The 19,355-nt window shown below is 50.1% G+C and carries 17 protein-coding genes; 14 read left to right on the top strand and 3 right to left on the bottom strand.

All coding sequences use genetic code 11. The features are described from left to right. Positions 1–188: 188 nt before the first annotated feature. The 6 genes from EGT51_RS08275 to EGT51_RS08250 all read left to right on the top strand — a co-directional run bounded on the left by EGT51_RS08275 (position 189) and on the right by EGT51_RS08250 (position 5,068). Positions 189–1,637, top strand: coding sequence for an MATE family efflux transporter (locus tag EGT51_RS08275; protein ID WP_135368245.1), 1,449 nt, complete (start codon positions 189–191; stop codon positions 1,635–1,637). 75 nt (positions 1,638–1,712) lie between these two features. Beyond that, a complete protein-coding gene (locus tag EGT51_RS08270) occupies positions 1,713–2,324 on the top strand; it encodes an HAD family hydrolase (RefSeq protein WP_135368244.1) in 612 nt (203 codons plus the stop codon). 109 nt (positions 2,325–2,433) lie between these two features. After that, positions 2,434–2,853, top strand: a complete 420-nt coding sequence (locus tag EGT51_RS08265; RefSeq protein ID WP_135368243.1) for a PTS sugar transporter subunit IIA — start codon at positions 2,434–2,436, stop codon at positions 2,851–2,853. Next, positions 2,850–3,353 carry a PTS system mannose/fructose/N-acetylgalactosamine-transporter subunit IIB gene (locus EGT51_RS08260; RefSeq protein ID WP_135368242.1) on the top strand — a complete coding sequence of 168 codons (504 nt, stop codon included), beginning with the start codon at positions 2,850–2,852 and terminating at the stop codon, positions 3,351–3,353. Before EGT51_RS08265 ends, EGT51_RS08260 begins: the two co-directional genes overlap by 4 nt. An 80-nt stretch (positions 3,354–3,433) precedes the next feature. Then, on the top strand, positions 3,434–4,228 hold the full coding sequence (locus tag EGT51_RS08255; RefSeq protein ID WP_135368241.1) for a mannose/fructose/sorbose family PTS transporter subunit IIC: 795 nt from the start codon (positions 3,434–3,436) through the stop codon (positions 4,226–4,228). A gap of 12 nt (positions 4,229–4,240) precedes the next feature. After that, positions 4,241–5,068 (top strand): PTS system mannose/fructose/sorbose family transporter subunit IID, encoded by an 828-nt coding sequence (locus EGT51_RS08250; protein ID WP_135368240.1) that lies wholly within the window; start codon positions 4,241–4,243, stop codon positions 5,066–5,068. 470 nt (positions 5,069–5,538) lie between these two features. Here EGT51_RS08250 and EGT51_RS08245 read toward each other — a convergent pair whose 3' ends face one another. The 3 genes from EGT51_RS08245 to EGT51_RS08235 all read right to left on the bottom strand — a co-directional run bounded on the left by EGT51_RS08245 (position 5,539) and on the right by EGT51_RS08235 (position 9,221). Then, positions 5,539–6,669, bottom strand: coding sequence for a GGDEF domain-containing protein (locus EGT51_RS08245; protein ID WP_135368239.1), 1,131 nt, complete (start codon positions 6,667–6,669; stop codon positions 5,539–5,541). A gap of 159 nt (positions 6,670–6,828) precedes the next feature. Then, positions 6,829–7,476, bottom strand: a complete 648-nt coding sequence (locus tag EGT51_RS08240) for an EAL domain-containing protein (protein WP_135368238.1) — start codon at positions 7,474–7,476, stop codon at positions 6,829–6,831. Positions 7,477–8,099: 623 nt separating this feature from the next. Then, complete coding sequence (locus tag EGT51_RS08235; protein ID WP_135368237.1) at positions 8,100–9,221, bottom strand: LCP family protein; 1,122 nt, start codon at positions 9,219–9,221, stop codon at positions 8,100–8,102. Positions 9,222–9,589: 368 nt separating this feature from the next. On the opposite strand from EGT51_RS08235, the gene EGT51_RS08230 reads away from it, so the two are divergent. From EGT51_RS08230 to EGT51_RS08195, 8 genes are all read left to right on the top strand, one after another. Then, positions 9,590–10,537 carry an AEC family transporter gene (locus EGT51_RS08230; RefSeq protein ID WP_135368236.1) on the top strand — a complete coding sequence of 316 codons (948 nt, stop codon included), beginning with the start codon at positions 9,590–9,592 and terminating at the stop codon, positions 10,535–10,537. A 40-nt stretch (positions 10,538–10,577) separates the two neighbouring features. After that, entirely contained in the window at positions 10,578–11,612 is a 1,035-nt protein-coding gene (locus tag EGT51_RS08225) for a DMT family transporter (RefSeq protein ID WP_135368235.1), read from the top strand. Between the two features lie 629 nt (positions 11,613–12,241). Continuing rightward, positions 12,242–12,448: a hypothetical protein gene (locus EGT51_RS08220; protein ID WP_135368234.1), complete on the top strand. Its 207-nt coding sequence runs from the start codon at positions 12,242–12,244 to the stop codon at positions 12,446–12,448. 207 nt (positions 12,449–12,655) lie between these two features. Beyond that, a complete protein-coding gene (locus tag EGT51_RS08215) occupies positions 12,656–15,688 on the top strand; it encodes a MucBP domain-containing protein (protein ID WP_135368233.1) in 3,033 nt (1,010 codons plus the stop codon). Then, complete coding sequence (locus tag EGT51_RS08210) at positions 15,681–16,154, top strand: hypothetical protein (protein ID WP_135368232.1); 474 nt, start codon at positions 15,681–15,683, stop codon at positions 16,152–16,154. Before EGT51_RS08215 ends, EGT51_RS08210 begins: the two co-directional genes overlap by 8 nt. A 96-nt stretch (positions 16,155–16,250) precedes the next feature. Further along, complete coding sequence (locus EGT51_RS08205; protein ID WP_135368231.1) at positions 16,251–17,135, top strand: hypothetical protein; 885 nt, start codon at positions 16,251–16,253, stop codon at positions 17,133–17,135. Positions 17,136–17,151: 16 nt separating this feature from the next. Further along, a complete protein-coding gene (locus tag EGT51_RS08200; protein ID WP_135368230.1) occupies positions 17,152–18,381 on the top strand; it encodes a hypothetical protein in 1,230 nt (409 codons plus the stop codon). A gap of 553 nt (positions 18,382–18,934) precedes the next feature. Beyond that, entirely contained in the window at positions 18,935–19,294 is a 360-nt protein-coding gene (locus EGT51_RS08195) for a hypothetical protein (protein ID WP_135368229.1), read from the top strand. Positions 19,295–19,355 lie beyond the last annotated feature (61 nt).

Here is a 19,355-nt window from a genome sequence, read left to right as displayed (position 1 = left end):
TTTTCGCCACGCAATCGTTTTCATCGAAAATGGGGCTTCAAAAAACCTTAAGAGAAGCGTAAGATTGGAAATTAAATTGACAACTTGTTAAATTGCCAAACAAATTTGGTGACAAGCGCGTGTCAACGCGTTATAGTAGTTGTCTTGTGTCATTTTGATTGACCAAAAATTCTGAAGGAGGTCGGCGCATGAGCGACTTAACCAAGGGTAATTCCCTCAAACTTATTTTCTTTTTCACGATTCCATTATTGATTGGTAACTTGTTCCAGCAATTATATAACGTCTCTGATACCGTGGTCGTGGGGCAAACCCTTGGCGTGAAGGCGCTGGCGGCCGTTGGTGCGACCGGTTCCATTAATTTCTTAATTATTGGCTTCGCCCAAGGCTTGACGGCCGGGCTGGCCATCATTACCGCTACCCGATTCGGGGCACGAGACTACAAGGGTGTGCGGCGGTCCTTTGCCGCGAGCATCATCATTTCTATTTTAATGACGATTGTGTTGACGGTCTTATCCTTGACCTTCGTCGACCCTATCTTGAAATTGATGCAAACGCCGGCGTCGATCTTTGCCAATGCGCGGATCTTCATCAGTACCATTTTTGCTGGGATCTTTGCGTCCATGGCCTTTAACCTGTTGTCCAACATCATTCGGGCGCTCGGAGATTCCCGGACACCACTGATCTTCCTGGTGATTGGGACCGTCGTGAACGTAATTTTAGAATTATTATTCATTTTAGTCTTCCACATGGGCGTGGCTGGTGCCGGCTGGGCAACAGTGATTTCTCAAGTCGTGGCTTCCTTGCTGTGCGTGGGCTACATTGCCCGCTCTATTCCATTACTGCACATCTCCCGCGAAGACTTCAAATTTGGCTTTGACGAGTTGTGGCAACACTTCTCCACGGGGATGCCAATGGGCTTTCAACTGTCCATCATCGCGATTGGGACGATGGTCATGCAGGCCGCTTTGAACTCCCTGGGCACAGATTCGGTGGCCGCTTCGACGGCGGCCTCCAAGGTCGATCAACTGTGTTCACTGCCGATGTCTTCATTTGGGGTGACCATGGCGACGTTTGCCGCCCAAAACTTTGGGGCTGGCAAGTACGGCCGGATCATGGAAGGTGTTAAGAAGACGCTGTGGTTGTCTGGAAGCTTTGCCGTCTTTGCCGGTGGCTTGGTGATCCTCTTCGGTAAGCCTATCGTCACGCTGATCATTGGGACCGCCGACGAACACGTCATTCAGTTGTCGCAGACCTACTTCAACATCATCGGTAGCACCTACCTTTTGTTAAGTGTCCTGTTTATCATTCGGAACACGCTTCAAGGCCTGGGCCGGCGGGTATTGCCAACCTTGGCGGGGGTCGGTGAGTTGACCATGCGGGTCTTTGCGGCCTTGTTCATGGTCGAAGCTTTGGGTTATGCCGGAGCCGTTTCGGCTGAACCGTTGGCCTGGTTGGGCTCCTGTGCCATCCTGGTGCCATCCTGGATTCGGGCCGTCAAGCAATTACGGAACTTACAGCGTGCCGAAGAAGTGGCCGCTGGTGAAGATCCCGAAGCACTGGCGTCAGTTCCCGAAGAAATGACGACGATTAAATCGGTTTCAGCGTCTCCAAAATTAGAGTCCGCTACAAAAGCATGATAAACTAGGGTGTGGTCAGCGATGGCCGCACCTTTTTTCTTGGAAATTGTTAAAAAACTAAGGAGACCAGCTTAAATGAAAAACTTTATTTTTGATATTGATGGGACCCTCTTAGACACCGAAGCCATGTACATGAAGTCTCTCCAAGCGGTCTTGCATGACCGCGGCATTGACCGGGAATACGCCGAATTGGCGAAAACGTTTGGGATTCCCAGTCGTGATGCCTTGATTCGCTTGAAGTTGGCCGATGTGGATGACATTTTGGCCGAATGGGGGCCACGGACGCAGGACTATCGCGGCACCGTGGCGGTCTATGCTGGGGTCAAACAGGCCCTGGCCGACTTACGGGCAGCCGGCGCCGGTTTAGCCATCATGACGTCTAAACAACGCTACGAATACGATCGGGACGTGGTCAGTGCGGGGCTCGACAGTTACTTTAGTCAAGCCGTCGTGGCCGAAGACATTGCCCACGGCAAGCCTGCACCAGATGGCATCTTACTGGCGATGCAACGTTTGGGCGCGACCCCCGAAAACACGGTTTACGTAGGGGATACGGTCTACGATGCGGACGCTTCCGCTGCGGCGCACGTGACCTTTGGTTTCGCAGCCTGGAATGGCCGGACGCCGACGGATTTCAAGCCGGACGTCAGCTTCATCACGCCCGCCGCCATGCTGGACTTATTGTAAGGCGGTTGGCTTTTACGGGGAGCTAGCTGGAAACGGTTTTTTATGCTATATTAAATGCAGACGCAATTTAGAGTTTTAAAATTAGCGGAATTGATGAAGGGGTGGCAGAATGCTCGCCATAATCGTCACGAGCCACGGTGATTTTGCCCGTGGTATTTTACAGAGCGCCGAAATGATTTTCGGTAAAACAGCTAAAGTGATGGCTGTAACCTTAGCAGCCGATGAAAGTGTCGAGGACCTGGCGAACCATTACCAAGCGGCCATCGACGACATGCAACCCGTCGACGAGTTGTTGTTTTTAGTCGACCTGTGGGGCGGTTCACCATTTAACGCCGCCAGCCGGGTCGTGGCCCAACACCCCGACCGGTATGGCCTGGTGGCGGGGTTGAATCTGCCGATGCTGATCGAGGCCTTGTCGATTCAAAACCAAACCTTGACCGACGTGATTCCTCACTTGGAACGCGCCGCTCAGGGCGGGATTCGGCACCTGGATTTGCGCACGGATACGGGAGATGATGACTTACTATGACGATGACAATTAAATTGGCCCGGGTCGACAACCGGTTGTTGCACGGCCAGATTGCCACGGTGTGGACGAAAACGGTCCAACCCAATCGCATCTTAGTCGTCTCGGACGCCGTGGCTCAAGACCAGTTACGCAAGGTCTTGATCACGCAAGCGGCGCCGGCCGAGGCCAAGGCCAATGTGATTACGTTAGCCAAGATGGCGCAGATTTATCAAGATGCCCGTTTCGATGGGTTTCAACCGATTATCTTAACGGAAACGGTCGCCGAAATGGCCGATTTGGCCGCCCAGGGCGTTGATTTAGCCGCTACGGGCGTCAACATTGGTAACCTGGCGTACACCGCTGGCAAGGTCATGCTCACGCCGAGCGTGGCCGCTGATGCCGCCGACGTGGCCGCGGCCCAGCGACTCGAGGCAGCGGGCGTCGCCGTTTACACGCAGACGGTACCCACGGATCGCAAACAGGCGTTTTTGAAGTTAGCAGCTAAAAAGGGTTTGTCGTAACACCTCACTCGGTGGTCACCCCCACCTGAGCGGGGTGTTTTTGCGGTGAGATCTATTGATGGAAAGGAAGTCAACAACGGATGAGCATCTGGGGAATTTTACTGATCGCCTTCTTGGCGGGAATTGAGGGGGTCGTCGATGAGTGGGAATTTCACCAACCCATCGTCGCTTGTACCTTGGTCGGCCTAGCGACGGGCAACCTCGTGAGTGGTATCGCCCTGGGCGCCTCCCTACAACTCGTGACGTTAGGGTGGATGAATATCGGGGCGGCGGTGGCGCCTGACCCGGCGTTGGCGGCCGTTGTGGCAGCCTGGTGGGTCAGTGGCCCGGCGCACTTGCCGGTGGCAGCTGGCGTGATTTTAGCCATCCCGTTGGCGTTGATTGGCCAGGGCCTGACGCGCGGGCTACGGCATCTAATCATTCCGTTAGTGGCCCAAGCCGACGTGGCGGCCGCGGCGGGTAATCTACATAAAATCGAGTGGTTACACCGGGGCAGCGTGGTCCTGCAGGGATTGCGAGTCATGATTCCCACGGCGCTCTTGATGGCGTTACCGGCGGCGTGGATCCGCTTGAGCTTTCACGTGTTACCGGCAACGATTCGCGGGGGTCTGCACGTGGCGGCTGGCTTGTTGGTCATCGTTAGCTTTGCCATCGTCATCAACATGATGGCGACGCGCCAACTGTGGCCGTTTTTCTGCATTGGCTTTGCGCTGGGGACCGACAGTCACCTCAGCCTGGTGGCGCTGGGATTGATTGGCGTGGCTCTGGCTATTTTGTACCTGCGCTTACAGGCACCACATGAGTCGCAATCGGGTAATGGGCCCACGCCGCCAGCGGCCGAAGATGACCTGGACCGGGAATTAGATGATCTTTAGGAGGATGCGTTGATGACAGAGAAAAATGAGACACCACGACAATTGACGCTGACCGATCAGCTGTGGGTCTTCGGCCGGTCGGGGTGGGAGCAGGCCGCCTGGAATTATCCGCGGCTACAAAATTTGGGCTTCTGTTACCTAATGATTCCGGCGATTCGCCGACTGTACCCGGACAAAACGGAAGCGGGACAGGCAGCCGCCCGGCATTTGGAGCTGTTCAATACCATGCCGTACATGCAGTCACTGATCACCGGGGTCACCTTGTCGCTGGAAGAGGACCGCGCCAACGGTAAACCCGTCTCCTCAGCCGACATCAGTGCCGTCAAGATCGGCATGATGGGCTCGCTGGCGGGCGTGGCTGACCCCATTTGGTGGGGGACTTGGCGGCCGATTCTGAGCGCGTTTGCCGCTAGCTTGGCGTTGAGCGGCTTTGGCATCGTCGGGCCACTGGTCTTCTTTATCGGTTGGAACCTGGCGCGACTGGCCTTTCGCTGGGGCGCACAACGGTGGGGCTACCGCCAGGGACTAAAGGTGGTGACGGCGCTCAGCAGTGGCGTCTTGCAAAAGCTGACCTTGGGTGCCTCCATTGTGGGGATGTTCGTGATGGGGGCCATCATTCCGCGGTGGACGCGAGTCAAATTAGCCCCCATCGTGGCCACTAACCACCACGCCGCCTTGTCACTGCAATCGCTGATGGATCAACTGTTGCCGGGACTGATTCCCTTACTCCTGACGCTAGGGTGTGTCTGGCTGTTGCGGCGTCACGTCAAGCCGCTGTGGCTATTGCTGGGGCTCTTTATCCTGGGCTTAGCTGGCTACAGTCTGGGAATCTTGCGTTAGGGACGGTGTTCTGACACCTAAAATTGGCGAGACCATACGCCTGCGTCAGGCTAGGGTGGGGCCTGTTCTAGAGTGTGACGACAGGCGGTTAACTGGCGAGCATTAACGGTGCTAGGCGGATAATCCCGGTCTTGGATTATTTGCCTAGCAGTGTTAAGCGGAACCAGTTGCCTGTTGGCGCACGTTTCGGCTATGTGGCAGATATAGACGTGTTTCTCGACCCGTCCGCCCCAGCGTTTCAACCCATATTTGGCGAACGGTAGGCGGCCAGTTCGCATTGTGAGGCTGAAATCGACTATTTTTGACGTCATGAAGTGCATGATAACAGTAGTTCCAGCTGATTTCTGGCTTTCAACTTTCATTTTATAATAAAAAACGCTTGTCCCACCGCCATTGAGCGGGAGACAAGCGCTTTTTGCTAGTTGGTCACTTGTTTGCATGAAACTGTTTGTACGTCTTAGCGAGGGGTGCTAGCCAAACGTCACCTGGTCACGACCGTTGCGCTTCGAGAAATACAGGTTTTGATCCGCGCGCCGGTAGACGTCCAGTTGGCCCTGGTCGGCCGTTTGTAGTTGGGTGACGCCCACGGAAATGCTGACGTGGATGTGTTGGCCGTTGTGCTGGAAATCAGCCGCCCGGATGCCGTCCGCAATAGCTTGGACGTGGGCCCTGGCTTGGTCTGTGGTGTAATCCTGGAAGAGAATCGTAAATTCCTCGCCCCCCGTGCGGTAGAGATGGAGGTGCGGGTCGATTTCTTGTAAGTGCTGGCTGATCAGCGCCGCCGTGTGGCTGAGCACATAGTCGCCGGTCAAGTGGCCGTAGGTGTCGTTGACGTGTTTGAAATGGTCGATGTCAAACAGCATCAGCGTTAACGGGTGGCCGGTAATTTTACTACGTTGAAACAGTTCATTGAAGTCATTTTTAAAGGAAAAATAGTTTTTCACCTTCGTCAGTTCGTCGTAGTTGGTGGTGTAGGTCAGTTGTGCCAGGGTGGCCGCGCCGCTCATCAACGAGTCCACGTAAATGTACATGATCGTTAGAATGAAGAAGCTGAAGAGAATTTCCCACAACACTAATGGCGTGGAGAGGCTCAGGCGTTTGCCAATCACGCCCCACAAGATCATTGAACCGACCAGCGAGGCTAGCGTGTAGTCCAGGTAGTCCACCCAGCTATGGTGCCGGTGTTCGCGGACGATGCTCATCACGTAGAACAGGCCGACCAGCACGATGGCGTAGAGCCAAGATAGGAAGTAGGTGAAGGTGCCGTTGATGCCCATGAACAGGAACACGGCGGCCACCAGCTCCCAGAGCCGAATGTTCAGCTTGAGGAAATAACTGACGAAGACGATCGCAAATATTTGAAAATTAATAAAGACCCAGCTGTGAGCTGTGCCGTTGACCGCCAGCTGGACGCCCACGTTGAGGAGCACCATGTAGATGACGCCCACGTTGGTGCGGATTTTCACGGCATCGGGGTGCTTGCCCCGTTTTTTATAGAAGCGAATAATTTGGTTGGTTAAAAACCAATAGAGGGTCAATACGCCCAGCAGAAAAAACAAGCTGGTAACTGCAGGGGTGACAAACCATTGAGACCAGGTCATTGCTAAACGCCTTCCCATCTAGGTATCGGGTGATACCTTCTTTAAATACATGTTAACGCTATGCATCTATGATTACATTAAAATATAACAGTTAGGCCAATCTGGCTAAAAAAACTGGGCGCTACCTCGCTAAGAAACTAGCAAGGACGTCCAGTATGGTTAAACTAAACTTGGTTTACCGTATAAATAGCCTTGATGTAACGTGATGCCGTATTGCTTGGCCAAGGCCTGATCGTCAGCGTTTTCGACGCCTTCTAAAATCAAGCGGAGCCGATATTCGCGTGCAATCTGCGCCCAGAAGGCTAAGCTGGCAGGAATCAGATCCCCCTCGCCGCTCATCCGCAGGTTTTGCATGGCGAATTTGATCTCATCGACGAATGGCAACAGGTCCCGCACGTTTTGGTAGGTGTTGGACCCAGTACCGACATCGTCGAGGACCAGGCCGATGCCGTATTGATGGACGGCCAGGCTGAACTGCTTCATTTCCTCCAGCGTGGGCGCCTCCGTTAGCTCGATGGTCAATGCGGCGGGGGCGATGCGCTTTTTGAGCGCGATGATTGTTCCCAACGTTAGGGGATGCCGTAATTGTTGATTATTGAGATTAAACGCGAGTACCTGATTATTCACGGCGGTCTTCAATGACGCGGCCGTCTCCTCAAGCAACTTCGCCTGATCGGCTACGGAAATATCCGTGAAGTGGCGGGGGAGGATCCAATTATCGTCTTCCTGCTTGCGCAACAGAACTTCGTAGCCAAAGACGCGGTGGTCATCTTGATTGATTTGTGGTTGAACAAAGAAACGATACATAACCGATCCACTCCTTTTGCCTCTCTACTCGTAAGTTTAAGTTCATTTTACCGCAATTCTAAAAAAGTACAACGCCATATATCGTTCAGTGTGATAACGGCGTAGCCCGGAAAACGGTTCGGGGCGCTGGTTATCACCGAATAAGTGGGTTGAAAAATAAGTTAATTCAGTTGCCCATCGTCCGTGCGGACCACGAACTCTTTCGTGATTATCACGGTCAGCCGGGACGGACAAAATGAGCGCATCCCGGAAAGTGTGAGTTGGTTAACGATTGATAAGTCAGGGGTCACGGTTAACTTTAAGCCCGAGTAGCTTCGCCAACTTTACTGTATCTGCCAGAAAAAAGCAAGTAGAGTTTTCAACTGGCAGGGGAGAGTGGGCCAACAGGCGGTTACCTGTTGGCGCACGTTTCGGCCATGGGGCCACTTTGAGACCGCTCTTGGACTCGACCCGTCCCCAGCGTTCCAACCCATATTTGGTGAACGGTAGGCGGCCAGCTTCTACTATGAAACGGTCAACAACTAACCCTAAGGCCATGAGTCGCATGACAACAATAGTGCCAACTGGTGTTGTAAAAAAGCGCCACCCACGATTTCGTGAGTGACGCCAAGTTCAATGTTTGTTTAATACCCGTAGCCGCTGTTACCAGTGGTGGTGTCGGTTGTGTAGCCGGTATCCGTAGTGCTGGTGTCGGCATCCGTGGTGAATTTCTTGGTATTGGCCAAGTCCAGCGTCTTGCGAATGTGATTCGAGACGCGTTTTAGTTCGGTCGTGGTTGGCACCTGGTAGGAGAGGCCGTCGATCATGGCGTCTTGTCCCTGGAGGGTTTCAGACTTGATGTGGTGAGAAGCGTCGCCGTACTTGGCGCGAATCTGCATCAGGTCATCGAAGGTCAGATCGGTCTTCAGGTTACCGTTTAACGATTTCAGAATCGTTTGGTAACGGGTGATGGACGACAGGCCAGCCGCCTTGACGACCAACTTCTGTAAGACTTCTCGTTGGCGTTTTTGCCGACCGTAGTCACCCAGCGGATCTTCGTGACGCATCCGGGAATAGTCGAGGGCTTGCTTGCCGTTTAAGTGGGTCTTCTTGCCCTTGACGACGTTGGCCGCACCGTATTGGAACGTCAGCGTAGGCTTCACGTCGACGCCGCCAACCGCGTTGACCATCTTTTCGAGGCCTCCCATGTTCACGATGGCGTAGAAGTCAATCGGCACGTCTAGCAAATTCTCCACCGTCTTGACCGCAGTCTTGGGTCCGCCAATCGTGTAGGCGGCGTTGATCTTTTGGATCGAGGCGTTGACCCCAGAACCGACCGTGACCCGTGTATCTCGAGGAATACTGGTCAGGTAGGCCGTTTCGCGCGTGGGATTGATGGTCGCAACCATCATGGTATCGGTCCGACCGACATCGGAACGGCCGAGCGCTCCGGTATCCGTGCCCATCAACAGAATCGAGAAGGGCTTGTTGGACTTCAAGACGGCCGCCACATTACGACTCTTAGCGGCATTAGAGGCCTCGTAGGTTTGACTAAAGGTCTTCTTGGCTGAGTTCCACGCTTGATACCCATAGGCCAAGCCACCGCCCAATAAGACCAGTAGCGCGATGACGATGGTCCACATGACCGGCCGGTGGGGGTGGACCTTAGGCGTCTTGAAGTGGGAGTTACGGTCAGCGCGGCGATCGTAGACCTGTTCGAAATCCTCAGGTGTATGTTGCCGTTTTGGTTCATTATCATTTGGCATAATTATTTCCTCATCCTCATTAAAATCTTGACCACTTTTCGCATTGGGGCCGCACCACGACTTGCTCGCGGGGCCCCAGTGATACAGATTGGTTAATTCCCCTGGAATTTCTATCTGTAGACTCAATTAATTCATTAGACCATAAAAATGGCCATTCGTAAATGTTTCCCCCGGACAATTTGGCGCAATTGTCGGGCTGTCTAGACCGAATAAACGCGGTTTTCACAAGTTGTCAAGGTAAGTAAAAGTGGCTAACACCGCTGTTTGTAACCGGTTGCGGAGATGGGGGCTGGTAGGAACGTGCTATAATAAGAAGCGTTGCTTAAGAAAAACTAATTTTTGGTAATGTTTCGTGGGGAGGTCGGCAGATGGCTGTCTTTATTCGAAGTGTTTCGGGTGTCTTAATCATTTTAGTCATGATTGGTCTCGGCTACGTGTTATCGCGGCGGGGCTGGTTTGACGACCAGGCACCTAAGTTAATTGCGCGCCTCGTGACGCAGATTGCGCTGCCGGCCTATATGATCAGTACCATCACCGCGAAGTTCTCGGCGGAGACGTTGAAACGGACGTTGCCGGATCTCCGGTTCCCGGTGATCTCGATGCTGATCATGTTTGGTCTATCAATTGTGGCCTTTCATGCGTTTCGCATCAAGCCGGGGCACCGCGGGCTGTTTGAGTCGATGTTTCTGAACTCGAACACCGTCTTCGTGGGCTTGCCGGTCAACGAGGCGCTGTTTGGCCCGAAGAGTTTGCCGTTCGTGCTGGTCTACTACATGGCCAACACGACCTTTTTCTGGACGCTGGGCGTGTACTTGATTCAGCGCGACGGCCAGGGAAATGCCAAGTTTGACCTGAAGCAAACGCTCAAAAAAATCTTCTCCCCGCCACTGTTGGGCTTCATCGTGGGGGTCATCTTGGTCTTACTCGACATTCAATTGCCGGGGTGGATCATGCAAGACTTCCAATATATTGGTGGCTTGACGATTCCGCTGTCGATGATTTTTATCGGGACGGCCATTGCCGGGGCGGGATTGCAAAATATCCACGTGGACCGCGACAGCCTTGGCATCTTGCTGGGACGCTTCATCGTGGCGCCCGTGTTGATGGGGCTGTTGGTGTTGCCCACCAGTATGCCAATATTAATGAAACAAGTCTTTATTTTACAAGCAGCGATGCCCGTTATGACCAACGCACCCGTCGTGGCCAAATTGTACCGCGCCGATGCGGATTACGCGGCCATCATGGTAACCGAAACGACCCTCCTAAGTTTAGTGGTGATTCCGATCCTGATGGTCATCGTCCAGCACGTTGCCTGATTGATTTGAAAGTACCCTTAAGGAGGAACAATTTTTCGTTTTGAGAAAAACACTGTTGTACATCGTATTTTCAACGTTAATGTTTAGTTCTATGGAAATCGCTTTGAAGTCCGCGGGCAACGCCTTTAATCCCATCCAGTTGAATCTGATTCGCTTCTTCATTGGGGGATTGATTCTCTTGCCAATTGCCTTGCGGGCCTTACATAAGCAAAGTCACCGGTTGACCGGGCGCGATTGGGCGCTGTTTGCGTTGACCGGGCTGGTCTGTGTCATCGTCAGCATGACTTTGTATCAGCTGGCCATCAGCGTGGACGAGGCCTCCACGGTGGCCGTGCTGTTCAGCTGCAACCCCGTCTTTGCGCTGATCTTCTCGTATCTGATCTTGCACGAACGGCTGGGTCGCGCTAACTTGATCGCCGTAATCGTGTCGATTATCGGGTTAGTGGTTATCGTTAATCCCGCGCATTTGACCAATCCCGTCGGCTTAGCGCTGGCGATTGGGTCCGCGTTAACGTTTGGTCTGTACAGTATCGTCTCGCGGTGGGGATCCGTGCGGCACCATTTCAACGGCATCATCATGACCTGCTTTACCTTCTTGGCGGGATCAGCCGAGTTGTTGGCCATCATGTTGCTGACGCACGTGCCAGCCGTAGCCGGTGGGTTGCGCCAGGTCAGCTGGACGCGTCAATTTGCGGCCATGCCGATTTTGCAAAACGTTAGCCTCCAGTACTTCTGGATCCTGTTCTTCATTGGGGTCTGCGTGACTGGTGGAGGGTTCGCCTTTTACTTCCTGGCCATGGAACGCTCCGACGTGTCGACGGCCTCATTGGTCTTCTTCATTAAGCCCGGGCTGGCACCCATCATGGCGGCCCTGCTGATTCACGAAAAGATCTTGACCAACACCATCATCGGGATCGTCATCATCTTAATTGGGTCGGTTATCACCTTTATGGGGAACCGGGTCAAGGCGCGCGAATCTGCATTGGCAGAAGAAGACGCCAGCGAATTCCAAGAAGCAGACGATGCGGTGGCCGCGCACAAGTTAGCCGCGCATTCGGAGTCTTCTGTGGATTAAATTAATATTAATTGTGAGTCCCTTTGTTTGGCATGATTAGCTGAATGAAGGGACTTTTTGCGCTTAGAGAAAAAGGCTATTTTTTTCTTAAGAATCCGTAAACAGGGTTATCAAACGCGATTGCATTTCGTTTGTAAAGATATGGGGCATGAGTGCCAACTGATAAAAAAATTGGTATAAAAGTAGCCAGCAATATAACAGTCAACTTTTGAAATATTTTTGTCATATTATCTTGCAATTAGTTTAAGGGAGGCGCAATATAAGAAATGTAATAATTCGACTTTATTGGGATACTGATGCTTAGAAAGAATTGGCGATCAGGCTGATGCGTGCGGGGATAGTCGTGAATCAAGGGATGTCACGGATGAATTCATGTGAATAAAAGAGCAATATTGATTGACCCCATCCAGACGAATCCGTGAGGGTGGTTATGTCAGTAAATTCAGTGAACTATCAGTCAATTGTCGGTTACCAGGGGGTCGAAACACTATTTTAGTAGGGGGCTCAACAGATGAGCAACGGGAGAACAAAGGTAAATAACCAGAATAGTCTTCACGTAAAAAAAATGTACAAAGTCGCTAAACTACGGACTGCTAACGGGAACGGTCTTACTGAGCGTTAGTCTAGGAATGACGTCAGCCAAGGCTGCCACGGGTGATGAGTCTGATCTCGCACCGGCGCAAGACGCGGCATCACTTACCCAACAGGCAGCTGCTCAACCAGCGAACAGCGTGGTTTTGGGCAAAAATAAGCCGGCTACCGCAACGCCAGTGAGTCAGCCCAAAACGCCAGCCCAACCGGACAATCCGGACCAGCAACCAGCCGATTCAAAGTAGGATGCGGTTCCTGAAACCCAGCAGCCTGAGACGAGGACACCCCAACAGGACACCGATGAAGCACAGGACACAACGCACAATGATGAACCAACCGACGCCACAGCTCCGCACACTACTGGCGAAAAGTCGACGGAGTCCTCGGCTAACGATCCGACCACGTAGACCGATTATGCCAGTGCGACGCCCATTGCGAAGAACCCCAAGGCGGTGACGCCCGATGGCACTCAGAAGTTGGCAGGTAAGTACGCGTTCATTCCGAAGTTCAACGGGAGTGGCACGACGACGGTGTCGGTGATTGGAGCGGAGAAACCTGTGACCAAGAAACATACGATTGCCGCAGACTTGACTACGGCGACCAAGGGCGCAGTGGGGTTTAAGTACACGAACGTGGGCTTTGATGCCGCGGGCCACAGCCTGGACATGAACATTCTCTATACGGATTGGGGCCGGCTATCGGAAACGGATCCTGCGTACGTGGAAACGTACACCACGATGATCTATTCCAACTTTCGGGGAGCCGGTTGGGGTGATGTGACGTATCAGTTCGTCCGCAGCGATTCCGGAGCTGCCGAAAACGTGACGGGGCTTTTGACTCTGACCGATATCGACGGCAACCAAACCGTTAGTATCACGGATAGCCAGTGGGCCAACATTGACAACGTCTACATTCCCGAGGGGCCGGACCCGCTGAGTGGGCAGACGGACAACTGGCTCCGCTATACGGAAAACAATGGCTACTTGACGCTGGTGTCGCCAGACTCGGGGAATACACCGTCTGATGGTCAGTATTCCATGTTGACGTTTACCTATACGAATCAGAGTGCCTTGACCTTTCGCTACAGCGATGGCTTAGACGGTTCTGTTCCCACTAAAATGACGGCGTGGGGTGTCAACTATATTCCACAAAAGCCATTGGCCACGGCTACGGTCACGCCCACTTTGACCGTGAGTGACAGTGATGAGACGACCGTCTTACGGGATACCGTCAAGGATGGTGAATCGGCCTACACGTACAATCTGAACCAGGTCATTCCGGACGAATGGGCGCAGTTCTACTATGGCAGTGTGGCCCTAACGGGTACGTTGCCACCGAATGCGACGATTACGGGCTTTAAGGTCGTCGATGAACTGGGCAATGACGTCACCCAGTTCTTCACCAACGCCAGTAGTGGGCCGGCCTTTAAAGTGACCGCCACTGCGGATGCCCTGCAGAACAGCGACTTTTACGGTCACCGGTACACCTTGCAATTGACCATGAGCGTGCCCCAGACGGATCAGGTGCAGCAGCTGAACTTTCACGCGGTAACCACGATTGATGGGGAGACGCAGGCGACCAACGCGGTCACAACGTTGGTCGATAAGAAGCATTACTTAGTGACGCATTACTACATTCAAGGCACCACCACGTCAGTTGCCCCCGACCAGCGGCAGCGGCTGATCTACGGGACGCCCTATACGACCAGTGCGCTCACGCTTGACAATTACCGATTGGTCGGCCAGGTCCGCACCAGCGGGACCTTCACCGATGAGAATCAACCGGCCATCTATGAATACGCGCCACTGACAGTCACCATTCCAGTCAAATTCGTGGATCAACGGGGCAAAGAAATTTCGCCTGCCACCAGTCTAACGGGACGGTTGGCCACCTCGTATGATGCCAATCACTTGCAGCGCACATTGACCGGGTACGACCTGAAGTCGGTGGAGCACGTCACTGGCACGTACACGGATCATCCGGCGGCCATCATTTTCCACTACCAGGCGAAGACGATTACCATCAAGATTCGCGATATTGATAACTATGACAATGACTTGGATCAAGAACTGGGGCTGAAGCGGACCATTCAGGGCCTGTATAACGACCCTTACCAGTTATCCGTGTTGAACGTTCCGCAGTGGAGTGAGATCTATTCGGGGGCGAAGTCACTGTTGACGGGGACCTATGCGCAGAACCGGACAATTACGTTGCGGTATAAGCAGGCCTGGAACCAGCCGTATTTGAGCTACGATGGTTCAGAAACAATCCCAGTTTTTAATGGCTTAGATAAGTTGATTGGAGTCATGCAAATCCATCCAGATGTTAATGAGAATAATACTACTGTTCTCATTAAACCAAGTGGCAAGTATTTAGTGGGAACACTCGATGACGATGCTGATATTAGTACTTTTCAGCAGCAAGCAACGGTAGCTAAAGGGAAGTCTGTCACTGTAACCAGTAACACTGGTGAAAAGATTCGTGTATCCGTATCAAATTCTGGAGTGATCACGATTGCTCATGTGAATAGTAAGTCGTTGCCTGTGGCTGATAAGGCAACTATTAGTGCAGATGGTGGCTGGGTCGAACAGTTTACGACAATGAAAAGTGCTGTGAAGGGTCTTAGTTCGATGACTAATTATTTTGATGGTGAAACGGATTATCGTCAGGCCGTACAGAAATGGCCAAATGGATATACGACCAGCTACGATGTTACAGATCCAAAGCATGTTCGAATCATAATTCGAAGTTCAAAGGGAAAAACTGTCTACAATAAGGCCAAGTTCTCTCTCTCCAGGGTGGTAACCATTAAGGTTGGAAAAACATGTTGGACGTTTAGTGGTAATGCTTATGGCGCTCTGACTAGTCAGTTAGTAATAACTAACAAGACGGGGAATGGAAAAATTTACGTACAGGATTTAACTTCTGACGGAGTCTTAGTTCGTACTGAGGTAGGAAAAATCAGGCATCATCAAATTATGTCGCTGAGATCACTTAACTATGGTCAGTACCATGAACAGGACTATGATGATGAACCTGAGGCTAGTTCCAAAGATAGCGGCAAAGTGTTAGAGAAACTATTCTTACAACGCTTAAAGAATGGCGAACTCCAGGTGACAACTACTGATAGTACTGGAAAAGTTCAGAGGAAGATTATCTATCATCTGAATCCAAGCACAAAACTTGACTCTAGTTTTGTGTTGCTTTCGGAAGAAAGGCAAGCCGATTGGTTGGTACATCATAGTGCAACAGTTACTTATTTGAAGAATAGTGTTCAAAATGAGTTGGCTGTTGTTCAGAGGAATGATTCGGCAAAAAGGTCTAAGCGTGGGGTGTCTTTAAGGAGTAATAATAAATTGGGGACAGCACTACCGCAAACGAGTGAACAAACAAGTCATAAGACGACCATGCTGGCTTCACTTGGAATTTTAGTAAGCTTTTTTGCAGGTGTTGGTGAATTTCTAAGGGGTAGACGAGATGAATAAGAAGATGTGGTTACGTATAATTTTATTGGTAATGGTTTTTGTATTAATCGCCCCCGTTGGTGCAGATGCTTCCAGAGTTAAGACCGTCCACGCAACGGTTAATATTGGAAAGAACAAGGCTCATAAGATTAACACCAAGGTTATCACGAAGAAGTGGTATCGTCCGCGGGCAAATAAGGGGAGATATGCACGTGCAAGACTTTCATCGAAGGGGAGAAAGTATTATGGTAGTCGAGTTATTGCTGAGAAGGGACATCAATTTGTTTTTAAGCGATTTGCATTTTTAGCAGACGGAAAAACAAAGAGAATGGAGTACTATAAGATTAAGGGATTAAAGAAGTCGTCCCAACCTCAAGGAGTTGCAATTATTGGCAAGAATAAGCAGGCCAAGATGTACATCCTGATGTCTAATGCAAAGAAGAAAAGGGCGGCAAAGAAAACTTATGGAAATGCCAGAAAAGGTTGAATTATCCGTTATAATTTGCACACATTAGCAAAGTATGTCAACAAGAGCGGAAAACATGATCGTGTTGTTAAGGCGTTAGTTAAGAGCAGTAAGTACATGTATGTTTCTTCAACTAGTAAATCTAGAAAGAGAAAACTTAGAAGACTGGCTAAGAAACATTTGAAACCTAGTTACTTTCGAATTTACTCTGCGGTAACAATTGGCCCATTATTTAAAACTGGTCATGGCCAAAGCTTTGCGTACAATCCTAAGGATAAGCATTTGTATAATGCCGCTTACTCGCTAGCAAGAGATAGGGGCAAGAAACATTCTATTACGATTCAAAAGCTTAGTATGTCCAAGTTGAGACCTATTAAGCAATGGAAACTTTTCCTACGTATCCGGAAGAAATCATGGATTAAGATTTTTGGGCTTAAGATTCGTTGGCCATTCACTGATAAAACTAAAGGATATTTGCAGCTACATGATTTAACTTTTGATAAGAAAGGTAATTTTTATTTTACTAAGATGTTGGGTAGAGATACGGGCAGTAAGGTTAGAAAAATGAGCAAAAGGAAACGAACAAAGGTTCAAAAGGAGCGTAGACGCCCCAAAAACTATAAACCGAGCAGGCACGAATCTAGCCGTAAGTATTACTATGGCAGGACTGTTCAAGTTTATAAGGGAAAGTTATCAAGGCATTCAGCTAAGATCCATGCCGTAGATCAAATTTCTAACGCTATTGGTACAACCAGCCAAGGACTATCTTACGACGGCCGGAATAACCGTTTATTCTTTAACTATGATAGCTCATTTATGACTTTGCCAGTCAATAAACTGAACAAGAAAGTTTCGATGAAGTCTAAGACCATGCACTTTACAGTTCTGACCAGAAGAAATTATCGTGAATCTGAGGGGATGGGAATTACTAGTGATGGAAAGGGGTATATGATTATGAATCGTCAGGCAGAAAGTATCAAGTCGGTTGGAAAAGTTAGTTAGGGGAAGGAATGGTACTATGCTTAGAAAAAAGTTCGTAGTTGCCTTATGTATTTTCTTAGGGACCGTTGAAGTTGGCTGCACTGCACAGCCGTCGAAAAAGACGGAGGCGTCTTCAACATCAAAAGCCAGGACTAGTTCGGTGAAGTCCAGTTCATCTTCAAAGGCATCGCCAGTTGGTAAGGTCATTTCGACAGAGAAAATGGACCCCGATATCGGCTATAAAGTAGCCAACAAGAAAACAGTGTTTTATCGCAGTTTAAAGGAGTATGGCACAAAAGATGGCATTATTTCTGATAATATCACCGCACGGGGTAGTATTTTTGGAGCAATTAAAAAATATGAAACCACAACTGGTGTGTACTATCGCGTTGTCATGTTTTATCCTAATGGCTTTGAGAATAAAAATAGTCCGGAAAATTCAGGTGATACGACTGAAATCACAAATTATGGCTTTGTGAAAGCAGATGGGTTAAAGCCTTTTTCAACGGTAAAATCTGAATGGCGTTATTCGCAGAAACAACCATATTACGTGGGCAATCCCTATGAGCACCGTATCTGGTCGGCGCCGGCCAATACTAAGCATTACACCTACGTGACGCACGTATTCGACCGTTTGGCAAGAACGCAGCTGTATGCAACCAAAGAATTGGTTAAATACAATGGCAGTCACTACGTTTACTTAAGTACGGCTAAGCGGCCATTAGGCTGGGTATACAAGTCACCCAAGACGCTGATTGCCGGCTATTATCGTGATCCTGGTCAGCAGCTCCTTAAGCCCAAGGCTCATGAAAAAATGGTGGTGAAAAAGCAAAGCCGTAAGTCGGCGGGGACACGGGTGGACGTGAGCGATAGTACGGCACTGCCACAACGGGTTTATCAGATTCGGAATAAGCGAAAGCATACTTTGCGAGTACTGACGATGGGAATGGATAATCGGCCAATCCGTATCGATTTCAAGCGTGGTAAGGCGGTCAAGGTACGGACCTTTGAGTATTGGCGCAAGCCTTGGAAGACCATCACCAATAAGAAAAAATTACGAACCCATTTTACCGTTTCCCATGACTTTGTCGAAGCCTCATGGTCAACCGTGCACTTTTACAAGCATCAGAGCAAGAAGCTGGTTCGTGTGCGGACTTATGGAACTGACAGTTACGCAACCATTTGGATTTATCGGAATGGTAAGGTTGGCTTTAAGACCGTTATGCCAAAAGATATTATGAGTTATCCGTTGGCGGATTTTAAGTAGTCAGCTTATGACGTGTCGTTGTTGGGGCAAACGCAGAAATAAAGAATTTTGTTAATGAAAAGTACGCGCCACTCCGGTAGCGTACTTTTTTGCATAGAGAGAAGGGCTAATTTTTTCTTAAGGATACGTAAACAGAGTTATCAAACGCGATTGCATTTCGTTGGTAAAGGTATGGGATATGAATTTAATTGACATGGAACGGGGCACTAAATAGTCGACCATTAAAGCAGTCAACTTTTGAAATGATTTTGTATATTATCTTGAAATTAGGTTAAGGGAGGCACAATATAAGAAATATAATAATTCGACTTTATTGGGATATTTGGGATATTGATGATTGGATAGAGACGGTGCGATTACTTTTCCGATTGCAGATTTTGACTAGGGGAGAAGTAAGCTGTTGAAGTCCGCTTTGTTCAAAAAATCTCACAAGCTAGTTCGTGTAGGAATCGCCGGTTATGATACTAAGGCGATGGTCTATCAGAACTAGCGAAACTTGTGGCTTGAACGGTTAGAGGAAGTGGTAACACAACTATTGGTGGGGAAGTTTAAATTGAAGAAAAAGATATGCTTGGCCCTGCTTTTAGGGGTGTTCGTTATCGCGGGGAGTTTTAGTGTAGCGTCCAATACCGGTCTTTTTACCAATCCTAAAGTTGGGCGCATCAAAAGCAGCGTGAAGCCAGATGTATACGTTGCTTACAAGATGGCCAACAAAAAGGTTATTTTCTATCGGAGTCTGAAGTCATTTGGGACGAAAGCAGGAGAGCTGTCAGATGCCGTTACCGAAGCAGGAGAAGTGCTTGGGGTTATCGAGAAGGTTACAACTACCAAGGGGATATTTTACCATCTAGTTGCGTATGAGTTGGGTGGTTTTGAAGGAATCGATGGACCAAAAACAATTAGTAACTTTTAAGACTTTGCTAACGTGGGTTACGTTAAAGCTAGCGATATGAAGCGGATACAGACAGTTCATT

The organism is Levilactobacillus suantsaiihabitans, assembly GCF_004745505.1.
GTDB lineage: Bacteria > Bacillota > Bacilli > Lactobacillales > Lactobacillaceae > Levilactobacillus > Levilactobacillus suantsaiihabitans.
The sequence above is the reverse complement of the archived record's forward strand: the minus strand, read 5'-3'. Positions and strand labels throughout refer to the sequence as shown.

Coding starts and splice junctions, on each gene's coding strand:
- EGT51_RS08255 (WP_135368241.1), top strand. CDS start 3,434: ATGAGCATCTGGGGAATTTTACTGATCGCCTTCTTGGCGGGAATTGAG.
- EGT51_RS08245 (WP_135368239.1), bottom strand. CDS start 6,669: ATGACCTGGTCTCAATGGTTTGTCACCCCTGCAGTTACCAGCTTGTTT.
- EGT51_RS08220 (WP_135368234.1), top strand. CDS start 12,242: ATGACGTCAGCCAAGGCTGCCACGGGTGATGAGTCTGATCTCGCACCG.
- EGT51_RS08275 (WP_135368245.1), top strand. CDS start 189: ATGAGCGACTTAACCAAGGGTAATTCCCTCAAACTTATTTTCTTTTTC.
- EGT51_RS08265 (WP_135368243.1), top strand. CDS start 2,434: ATGCTCGCCATAATCGTCACGAGCCACGGTGATTTTGCCCGTGGTATT.
- EGT51_RS08205 (WP_135368231.1), top strand. CDS start 16,251: ATGTATGTTTCTTCAACTAGTAAATCTAGAAAGAGAAAACTTAGAAGA.
- EGT51_RS08240 (WP_135368238.1), bottom strand. CDS start 7,476: ATGTATCGTTTCTTTGTTCAACCACAAATCAATCAAGATGACCACCGC.
- EGT51_RS08260 (WP_135368242.1), top strand. CDS start 2,850: ATGACGATGACAATTAAATTGGCCCGGGTCGACAACCGGTTGTTGCAC.
- EGT51_RS08235 (WP_135368237.1), bottom strand. CDS start 9,221: ATGCCAAATGATAATGAACCAAAACGGCAACATACACCTGAGGATTTC.
- EGT51_RS08250 (WP_135368240.1), top strand. CDS start 4,241: ATGACAGAGAAAAATGAGACACCACGACAATTGACGCTGACCGATCAG.
- EGT51_RS08230 (WP_135368236.1), top strand. CDS start 9,590: ATGGCTGTCTTTATTCGAAGTGTTTCGGGTGTCTTAATCATTTTAGTC.
- EGT51_RS08210 (WP_135368232.1), top strand. CDS start 15,681: ATGAATAAGAAGATGTGGTTACGTATAATTTTATTGGTAATGGTTTTT.
- EGT51_RS08270 (WP_135368244.1), top strand. CDS start 1,713: ATGAAAAACTTTATTTTTGATATTGATGGGACCCTCTTAGACACCGAA.
- EGT51_RS08200 (WP_135368230.1), top strand. CDS start 17,152: ATGCTTAGAAAAAAGTTCGTAGTTGCCTTATGTATTTTCTTAGGGACC.